The sequence below is a fragment of the Cellulosimicrobium cellulans genome, from assembly GCF_001722485.1.
In the GTDB taxonomy this organism is placed as follows: domain Bacteria; phylum Actinomycetota; class Actinomycetes; order Actinomycetales; family Cellulomonadaceae; genus Cellulosimicrobium; species Cellulosimicrobium cellulans_A.
In genome coordinates, this window is sequence record NZ_LWGL01000141.1 from 1 (window position 1) to 8,244 (window position 8,244).

Consider the following 8,244-nt stretch of genomic DNA (forward strand, 5'->3'; position numbering starts at 1 on the left):
CGCCGGGCCGTCGAGGAACGCGCGGACCGCCGCGCCCGACGCCGCGGCGGCGAGGGGCCCGTGCCCGAGGCCGTCGGCGACGAGGAGGCTCGTCACGCCGCCGTCGGTGCGCGTCGCGAACGCGTCGCCGCACACGCTCTGGCCGGTCATGGCCCGCGTCAGGCCGGTCGGCGCGCCGAGACCCACCGGGGAGCCGTGCGGCGCGAACGCGGCGGCCACGACGGTGCCGCGGCCGGGCGCGGTCCACGCGTCCCACGCCGACGCGAGCCGCGGCAGGGTGCCGAGGCCGATGCCGAGCGTCCCGCCGCTGGACACGCCGTCGCGCATCGCGGCGGAGATGTCGCGCATTCCGGGCCCGGAGTCGATCGCGAGCACCTCGACGACGGCCTGGTCGCCCGTGCGGCGGACGCGCACGTGCACCGACCCGCCGCCGCCGTGCCGGCACTGGTTCGTCGCGAGCTCGGACACGACGAGGCCGACCTCCGCCGCGCGCGGCTCGCCGAAGCCGAGCCGCTGCGCGACGGCGCTCGCGCCGCGGCGGACGCCGCCGACCGCGGACGGGTGGTCGACCGTGAACCACGTCCCGTCCTCGACGGTGGTGCGGGCGCCGTCGGCGCCCGGGTGCACTGGGCTCATCGGAGGCTCATCGCAGGCTCACCGGGGCATCACGGGGCGCTCACCGGGACCAGGTGGCGATCTCGACGCGCGTGCCCCGGCCGGGCGCGGTGTCGATCGCGAAGTGCTGCACGAGCCGCCGGGATCCGGACAGCCCGAGGCCGAGGCCGCTCCCGCTGGTCCAGCCGTCGGTCAGCGCGAGGTCGAGGTCCGGGATGCCGGGGCCCTCGTCGCTGAACACGGCTCGCACGCCGGTGCGGGCGCCGTCGGACACGAGCTCGACCTCCGCCTCGCCGCCGCCGCCGTACACGAGCGTGTTGCGCGCGAGCTCGCTCGCGGCCGTGACGAGCTTCGTCTGGTCCACGATCGACAGACGCGCCTGCTGCGCGAGCGAGCGCACGAGCTGGCGCACCTTCACCACGTCGGAGTCGGCGCGCACGGGCAGGCGCTCGACCGTCTCCGGCGTCGTGGTGGTCACCCCGCCTCGCGCTCGGCGGCGGCGAGGAGGATCTCCTCGGCCGACCGCTCCTGGGGCCGCAGCAGCGCGAGCCCGCGCTCCACGTCCAGCGCCGTGCGGACGTCCCCGAGGGAGAGCCCGAGCTCGACCATGGTGATCGCCACGGCCGGCCGCATCCCGACGACCACGGTCGTCGCGTCGAGCACGTGCGAGATCGCGGCGACGGACGCGAGCATGCGCCCGATGAAGCTGTCGACGATCTCCAGGCCGGAGATGTCGATGATCACGCCGCGCGCACCGGTGCGCGTGATGCGCTCCGCGAGGTCCTCCTGCAGCTGCAGCGCGGTGTCGTCCTGCAGGTCGACCTGGATCGAGACGAGCAGCGTCGACCCGATCTTGAGGATGGGGACGCCCTCGCTCACGCGGGCACCCCGGCGCCGGCCTTGCGGCCGTCCGCGCGCAGCGCGTCGACGAGCGCGTCCGCGAGCGAGGCGCGCGTGCGGATGTCGCCGAACTCGATGCCGAGCGCGACGATCGTCTGCGCGATCTGCGGCCGGATGCCGCTGATCGTGCACTCGGCGCCCATGAGCCGGGCCGCGACGACCGTCTTGAGCAGGTGCTGCGCGACCTGGGTGTCCACGGCCGGCACGCCGGTGATGTCGATGATCGCGTGCTCGCTGCCCGTGTCGACGAGCGTGTTGAGCAGCTTCTCCATGACGACCTGCGTCCGCGCGGAGTCGAGGGTCCCGACGAGCGGCACCGCGACGATGCCGTCCCAGAGCTTCACGACCGGCGTCGAGAGCTCGAGCAGCTGCTCGGCCTGCTCGGAGATGATCGCCTCGCGCGCCGCTGCGAAGGTCTCGAACGTGAAGAGGCCCAGGTCGTCGACCAGGCGCAGGAGCGCGGTGACGTCGACCGGGACGTCGTCGTCCGACGTCAGGCGGTACAGCCCCTCCTTGAGCGCGAAGACGCCGATCGCCGTCTCGCGCGGCGTGAAGCCGAGGCGGGCGCGCGCGGCCGAGACGTCGGCGAGGATGCCCCGGAGCTGGTCGAACGCGGCGTCCGACAGCACCGTGGCGCCCGCCCTCAGCCCGTCGAGCAGCGCGTCGAGGATGTCGGACTGCTCGCGCTCGAGCTCGCCGCGCGTGGTCCGGCCGCGCAGCTCGGCGGCGGCTGCCTCGAGCCAGGCGGCACGGACCGTGTCGGCGTGGTCCTCGAGGGTGCGGACGAGGGTGTCGGTGGCGACGGGGGGCATCGCAGGGCTCCTTCCAGGAGGGCGCGACCGGCCGTGGACGCACGGGGTCGCGGGAAGTCTACGCAGGCGTAGGTACGGCGCCTGTCGAGGCGCCGTGACGCCGGTCTCAGACGCGCAGGTCCAGGTAGCGCGTGATGAGCTCGGCGGTCGACGGGTCCTGCGCGTCGAGGGCGTCCGCGTCGCCCGTCAGCGCCGGCGCGATCTCGAGCGCGAGCTTCTTGCCGAGCTCGACGCCCCACTGGTCGAAGCTGTCGATGCCCCACACGACGCCCTGGACGAACGTGATGTGCTCGTACAGCGCGACGAGCTGGCCGAGCACGCTCGGGGTGAGCGCGGGCGCGAGGATTGACGTCGTCGGGCGGTTGCCGGGGAACGTCCGGGCGCTGACGAGCGACTCGTCCGTGCCCTCCGCGCGCACCTCGTCCGCCGTCCTGCCGAACGCGAGCGCCTTGGTCTGCGCGAAGAAGTTCGCGAGGAACAGGCTGTGCACGTCGGTGCCGGGCTCGACCGCGCCGCCGTCGCCCACGGCGTCGACGAGCGGGTGCGCCGGGTTCGCGACGGCGATGAAGTCGGCGGGGATGAGACGCGTGCCCTGGTGGATGAGCTGGTAGAACGCGTGCTGGCCGTTCGTGCCCGGCTCGCCCCAGAAGATCTCGCCGGTCTGCGTGGTCACCGGGGAGCCGTCCCAGCGCACGCGCTTGCCGTTGGACTCCATCGTCAGCTGCTGCAGGTACGCGGGGAAGCGGTGCAGGTACTGCGCGTAGGGCAGGACGGCGTGCGTGTGCGCGTCGAGGAAGTTGACGTACCAGACGTTGAGCAGGCCCATGAGCACGGGCACGTTGCGCGCGAACGGCGTCGTGCGCACGTGCTCGTCCATCGCGTGGAAGCCCGCGAGGAGCTCGGCGAAGCGCTCCGGGCCGATCGCGATCGCGAGCGACGTACCGATCGCCGAGTCGAGCGAGTAGCGGCCGCCGACCCAGTCCCAGAAGCCGAACGCGTTCTGCGGGTCGATGCCGAACGCCTCGACCTTGTCGAGCGCCGTCGACACCGCGACGAAGTGCTTCGACACGGCCTCGCGCCGGGCGGCGTCCTCGTCGTCGCCGGTCCCGAGCGCGCCGAGCTCCGCGAGCCCCGTCCACAGCCAGTCGCGCGCGAGCCGCGCGTTGGTCAGCGTCTCGAGCGTGCTGAACGTCTTGGACGCGACGACGAACAGCGTCGTGCGGGGGTCGAGCCCCGCGGTCTTCTCCGCGAGGTCCGTCGGGTCGATGTTCGAGACGAACCGGACCTCGATGTCCTCGTGCTTGTACGGCAGCAGCGCCTCGTAGGCCATGACCGGGCCGAGGTCGGAGCCGCCGATGCCGATGTTGACGACCGTGCGCACGCGCTCGCCCGTCACGCCCGTCCACTCGCCCGAGCGGACGCGGTCCGCGAACTCGTAGACCTTGTGCAGCACCTCGTGCACGTCGGCGTCGACGTCCTGGCCGTCGACGACCAGGCGGGGGTCGTCACCCAGGGGCGCGGGCCGGCGCAGGGCGGTGTGCAGGACGGCGCGGTCCTCCGTGACGTTGATGTGGTCGCCGGCGAACATCGCGTCGAGCCGGCCGCCGAGGTCGACCTCGTCGGCGAGGCGCACGAGGAGCTCGAGCGTCTCGTCCGTGACGAGGTTCTTCGACAGGTCGACCGTGAGGTCCGCCGCCTGGTGCGTGAGGCGCGGCGCGCGGTCCGGGTCGGCCGCGAACCAGCCGCGCAGGTCCGGGACGAACGCGTCGCGGTGCGCGGTCAGCGCGTCCCAGGACGGGGTCGTGGTGGCGTCGACGGGCGGAGGCACGGGCGAGGAGGTCATGCGGACCAACCTAGTGACCGAGGGCCCCGCGCGCCCACCCGTCCGTCGGTCACGGCCGGCGGGCCGTCCGTCCCCCGGGCGGCGCGACGTCGGGGGAGGCACCACCATGGACGCGTGGCGCGAGGGGCGCGCCGCGGGACGGAGGAGACATGGCCGAGGTGCTGCTGTTCCACCACGCCCTGGGCGTCACGCCCGGCGTCGAGGAGACGGCACGGGTGCTGCGCGACGCCGGGAACGTGGTCCACGTGGCCGACCTGTTCGGCGGCGAGACGTTCGCGTCCCTCGAGGAGGGCGTCGACCACGCCGAGGAGCTGGGGTTCGGCACGCTCCTCGAGCGCGGTCAGGCGGCGGCCGAGGACCTCCCGCCCGGCCTCGTCTACGTCGGGATCTCGCTGGGGGTGCTGCCCGCGCAGGCGCTCGCGCAGACGCGGCCGGGCGCGAAGGGCGCCGTGCTCCTCGAGGCCTGCATCCCCGTCTCGGAGTTCGGCGAGGAGTGGCCCGCGGAGGTGCCCGTGCAGGTGCACGGCATGGACGCCGACCCGTTCTTCGCGGGGGAGGGCGACATCGACGCCGCGCGCGACCTCGTCGACGCGAGCCAGGACGCCGAGCTGTTCCTCTACCCGGGCGACCGCCACCTGTTCACGGACCCGAGCCTGCCGTCGTACGAGCCGGAGGCCGCCGCGCTCGTCACCGAGCGCGTCGTCCGGTTCCTCGACGGCATCCGCTGAGCGGCCGGCCCGCGGGACGCGGGCCGGCCGCTGCTCAGCGGGCCGCTGGCGCCGGGCCGGCGGGGTCGTCGAGCCGCAGCTGCCACTCGGCGTCGACGCTCGTGGGCGCGAACCCGAGCGCGACGTTGATCGCGAGCATGTGGTCGTTCTCCTGCGCGTTCCACGTGTGCACGCGGCGCGACGTCGGCCGGGCGCGGGCCAGCTCGTCGAGCACCGCGACCTTGACGAGCATCCCGAGGCTCTTCCCGCGGTGCTCGCGCAGCACGAGCGTGTCCTCCTGGTAGACGACCTCGGGCTTGTCGTGCGGGTAGGACACCATCGAGAAGCCCGCGAGCGTGCCCGTGGGCACGTGCTCCGCGGCGGCGATCACGAAGCCCTGCCCGCGGTCGTGGATGTCCTGCACCGTCGTGCGCACGCGCTGGGCGTCCCACGGGTCCTCCTCGATCTCGAGGCCCGCGTTCGGCGCGTCGGTGCTCATGCGCGTCTCGAGGACCGCGAGCTGGTCGAGCCACTCCTCCGGCACGTCGTCCGTCCAGACGTGGACGCGGTAGTCCGCGGCGCGCTCCGTCGCCGCGGCGCGCAGCGGGTCGAGGCGGTCCGCCGGCACCGGCAGCTCGAGCATCGAGTGCCGCTGGACCTGCTCGAGCGTGAAGCCGCGGTCGAGCACGAACCGCGTCGCGGCGGCGTCGCGGGGGACACGACCGCTGCCCGTGGGCGCCTCGATCGCGCCGGGGCCGGGCGGCGGCTCGGGCGCGAACGACGAGTCGCCCTGGATGACGCGGCGCCCCGCGCCGCGGGCGATCGCGAGCGCGTCCCCCCACAGCGCCGTCCCGACGCCGCGACGCCGGTGCTCGGGGTGCACGGCCACGTGGACGAGCGCCATGTGCGTGTTGCCCTCCAGCGGCAGCGACACCATCGAGCGCCCCACGACGTCCTCGGGGCGCGCCGGGCTGCCGGGCTCCGCGCCGTCCGCGACGGCCACGCGGCGCACCGTGCGCCGGTAGTCGCCGCTCGCCACGGTGTTGACCACGGTCCCCGCGTCGAGCGACAGGTCCGTGTGCCCGTACACCTGCGCGTCGATCGCCTCGCTCACGAGGACGCTGCCGTGCACGGCCCACGCCTCCGGCGCGTCCAGGTCCACGGGTACCTGGACGGTCTCGATCCGCAGGCGCCACCCGGCCTTCGTCGCCACCTCCGTGGCGTCCGTCGTGGCGGGCTCGTCCCGGTCCCTCGTGCCCGTGCGCTCGCTCATGCGTCCCTCTCCTCGTCGACCGTCTCGGCCGCCGGACCGGCGCCGAGGATCCTCCTCTGCCAGGACGCCCACGTCCCCGCGGGCCGGAAGCCGAGCGCGACGTTGATGGCGAGCATGTGCGTGTTCTCCTCGGCGTTGCCCGTGTGCACGCGCCGGGACCCGGGCCGCGCATCGCGCAGCGCCACGAGGTTGACGACCTTGACGTGCATCCCCAGCCGCCGGCCCCGGTGCTCGCGCAGGACGAGCGTGTCCTCCTGGAGCACGACCGCGGGGCGGTCCTGCGGCAGCTCGAGCACCGTGAACGCCGCGAGCGTGCGCGTCGGCACGTGCTCGGCCACGGTCATGAGGAAGCCGTGGCGCGTGCTGCGCAGCTGGTCCACCCACGTCCGGACGCGGCGCGCGTCCCACGGGTCCTCGCCGTAGTCGACGCCGCCGACCGGCGCGTCCGTGCTCATGCGCGTGAACAGCAGCGCGACCTGGTCGGCCCGCTCGTCGGGGACGGCGTCGGTCCACGTGTGCGTGCGGTAGTCGTCCCCGACGGCGGCGCGCGCGTCGGCGCCGTGACGTTCGAGGACGCCGGCCGGCAGCGGCAGGTCGAGGACCGAGTGCCGGTCGACCTGCTCGAGCGCATACCCGTGCGCGAGCGCCAGGCGGGCTCCCGGCGCGTCCGCGGGGACGCGGCCCGACCCGGTCGTCGCCACGAGCGCTCCCGGGCCGGCCGGCGGCTCGGAGCCGTGCTCCGTCGTCGAGTACAGCACCGTGCGTCCCGCGTCGAGGGCGAGACGCTCGCCGAGCGCGAGCAGCGCCGAGCCGATGCCCTGCCGGCGCGCCGCGGGGCGCACGAACGGGTAGACCTCCGCCAGGTGGGTGTTGCTCGTCACCGGCAGGCACAGGAACAGGTGGCCGACGACGTCGTCCGCCGCGGGCGGTGCCGCGCCGTCCGCACGGGCGGCGTCGAGCGCGGCGTCGCGCACCACGACGAAGCGCCGCTTGTGCGCGTACTCCTGGATCCGCATGCCCGTCACGACGTCGGCCGGCGCGAGCGCCATGTCGTCGTGGCCGTGCGTCTCGCGCTGGACCTCCGCGTCGACGTCCGCGACCGCGCGGTACGCCCACGCGCCGGGCGCGTCGACGTCGTCGGCGTGCGGCGCCTCCACGAGGACGAACCCCGGCGGGAGCCCGGTGCCGGGCAGCGGGGTCGTGACGCTGGTCATAGGGGTCAGCGTGCCGGGGCCGTGCGCCGTCGTCCACGGTTTTGCGCCCCGGGCGCGCACGCGAGAGCGGCCCGGTCCTCGGGGGACCGGGCCGCTCTCGTGACGCCTCGGCCGTCGTGGACGGCCGGTGAGGGCGTGTCAGGCGCGCTTGCGGTTGGTGAACCACGACCAGATGAGGACCACGATGATCGACCCGAGGAGCGCGAAGCCCCACGTGCCCAGGTCGAAGAACTCCTCGTTGACGTTCGTGCCGAACACGGCGGAGGCGATGAACCCGCCCAGCAGCGCACCCAGGACGCCGAGGATCAGGGTGATGATCCATCCGCCCTTCTGCTTGCCCGGGACGATGGCGCGAGCGATCGCGCCCATGATGAGGCCGATGACGATCCAGCCGATGATGCCCATCTCTGTCTCCTTCTCCCTCGGTGAGGAATACAGGACTATCCGGAGATTTCCCTCCGAACGACCTGGGAACGACGTTTCCACGAGAAGAGCCGGTTCGCACGCCGAACTGCGAAGATCCCGTGGTCAGCGGGACTTTCGTAGGCTCGGGGAGTGACGAGCGAGACGACGAGCGCCCGCGTCGACAGCTGGCTCTGGGCGGTGCGCGTGTTCAAGAGCCGGTCGCAGGCGACCGCCGCCGTGAAGGCCGGGCACGTGCGCGTCAACGACGAGCGCGCGAAGCCGGCGACCAACGTCAAGGTCGGGGACCGCGTCGTCGTGCGGGGCGGCCTCGTGGAGAAGGTGCTCGTCGTCGAGAAGGTGCTCGTCAAGCGCGTCTCCGCGCCGCTCGCCGCCGAGGCCGTGACCGACCAGAGCCCGCCCCCGCCGCCGCGCGAGCTCGCCGTCCCGCTCGCCGTGCGCGACCGCGGCGCGGGCC

Annotated in this window: 10 protein-coding genes; 2 read left to right on the forward strand and 8 right to left on the reverse strand. The window is 74.2% G+C overall.

Translation table 11 applies throughout. The features are described from left to right. The 5 genes from JZ5iCDA_RS13505 to pgi form a co-directional block, all read right to left on the reverse strand. Positions 1-636 (reverse strand): ATP-binding protein (locus tag JZ5iCDA_RS13505; RefSeq protein WP_139123112.1); only part of this gene is annotated, 636 nt, incomplete at its 3' end. 40 nt (positions 637-676) lie between these two features. Next, a complete protein-coding gene (locus JZ5iCDA_RS13510) occupies positions 677-1,093 on the reverse strand; it encodes an ATP-binding protein (RefSeq protein ID WP_069387645.1) in 417 nt (138 codons plus the stop codon). Beyond that, entirely contained in the window at positions 1,090-1,494 is a 405-nt protein-coding gene (locus JZ5iCDA_RS13515) for an STAS domain-containing protein (RefSeq protein ID WP_069387646.1), read from the reverse strand. The genes JZ5iCDA_RS13510 and JZ5iCDA_RS13515 overlap by 4 nt, the downstream gene beginning before the upstream one ends. Then, complete coding sequence (locus tag JZ5iCDA_RS13520) at positions 1,491-2,327, reverse strand: STAS domain-containing protein (protein ID WP_069387647.1); 837 nt, start codon at positions 2,325-2,327, stop codon at positions 1,491-1,493. Before JZ5iCDA_RS13520 ends, JZ5iCDA_RS13515 begins: the two co-directional genes overlap by 4 nt. 106 nt (positions 2,328-2,433) lie before the next feature. Beyond that, complete coding sequence (gene pgi / locus JZ5iCDA_RS13525; protein WP_069387648.1) at positions 2,434-4,170, reverse strand: glucose-6-phosphate isomerase; 1,737 nt, start codon at positions 4,168-4,170, stop codon at positions 2,434-2,436. 149 nt (positions 4,171-4,319) lie between these two features. Between pgi and JZ5iCDA_RS13530 the strand changes: the two genes are divergently transcribed. Beyond that, a complete protein-coding gene (locus JZ5iCDA_RS13530; RefSeq protein WP_069387649.1) occupies positions 4,320-4,898 on the forward strand; it encodes a dienelactone hydrolase family protein in 579 nt (192 codons plus the stop codon). A gap of 34 nt (positions 4,899-4,932) precedes the next feature. Here JZ5iCDA_RS13530 and JZ5iCDA_RS13535 read toward each other — a convergent pair whose 3' ends face one another. The 3 genes from JZ5iCDA_RS13535 to JZ5iCDA_RS13545 all read right to left on the reverse strand — a co-directional run bounded on the left by JZ5iCDA_RS13535 (position 4,933) and on the right by JZ5iCDA_RS13545 (position 7,769). After that, complete coding sequence (locus JZ5iCDA_RS13535) at positions 4,933-6,150, reverse strand: GNAT family N-acetyltransferase (RefSeq protein ID WP_069387650.1); 1,218 nt, start codon at positions 6,148-6,150, stop codon at positions 4,933-4,935. Continuing rightward, positions 6,147-7,364 carry a GNAT family N-acetyltransferase gene (locus JZ5iCDA_RS13540; RefSeq protein WP_069387651.1) on the reverse strand — a complete coding sequence of 406 codons (1,218 nt, stop codon included), beginning with the start codon at positions 7,362-7,364 and terminating at the stop codon, positions 6,147-6,149. Before JZ5iCDA_RS13540 ends, JZ5iCDA_RS13535 begins: the two co-directional genes overlap by 4 nt. 138 nt (positions 7,365-7,502) lie before the next feature. After that, positions 7,503-7,769, reverse strand: coding sequence for a GlsB/YeaQ/YmgE family stress response membrane protein (locus tag JZ5iCDA_RS13545; RefSeq protein WP_069387652.1), 267 nt, complete (start codon positions 7,767-7,769; stop codon positions 7,503-7,505). Positions 7,770-7,919: 150 nt separating this feature from the next. On the opposite strand from JZ5iCDA_RS13545, the gene JZ5iCDA_RS13550 reads away from it, so the two are divergent. Continuing rightward, the coding region (locus tag JZ5iCDA_RS13550) for an RNA-binding S4 domain-containing protein (RefSeq protein WP_069387653.1) at positions 7,920-8,244 on the forward strand (325 nt) is incomplete at its 3' end.

Excerpts from the sequence above, each read along its gene's own strand:
- JZ5iCDA_RS13540 (WP_069387651.1), bottom strand. The coding sequence starts at position 7,364 with ATGACCAGCGTCACGACCCCGCTGCCCGGCACCGGGCTCCCGCCGGGG.
- pgi (WP_069387648.1), bottom strand. The coding sequence starts at position 4,170 with ATGACCTCCTCGCCCGTGCCTCCGCCCGTCGACGCCACCACGACCCCG.
- JZ5iCDA_RS13530 (WP_069387649.1), top strand. The coding sequence starts at position 4,320 with ATGGCCGAGGTGCTGCTGTTCCACCACGCCCTGGGCGTCACGCCCGGC.
- JZ5iCDA_RS13520 (WP_069387647.1), bottom strand. The coding sequence starts at position 2,327 with ATGCCCCCCGTCGCCACCGACACCCTCGTCCGCACCCTCGAGGACCAC.
- JZ5iCDA_RS13545 (WP_069387652.1), bottom strand. The coding sequence starts at position 7,769 with ATGGGCATCATCGGCTGGATCGTCATCGGCCTCATCATGGGCGCGATC.
- JZ5iCDA_RS13535 (WP_069387650.1), bottom strand. The coding sequence starts at position 6,150 with ATGAGCGAGCGCACGGGCACGAGGGACCGGGACGAGCCCGCCACGACG.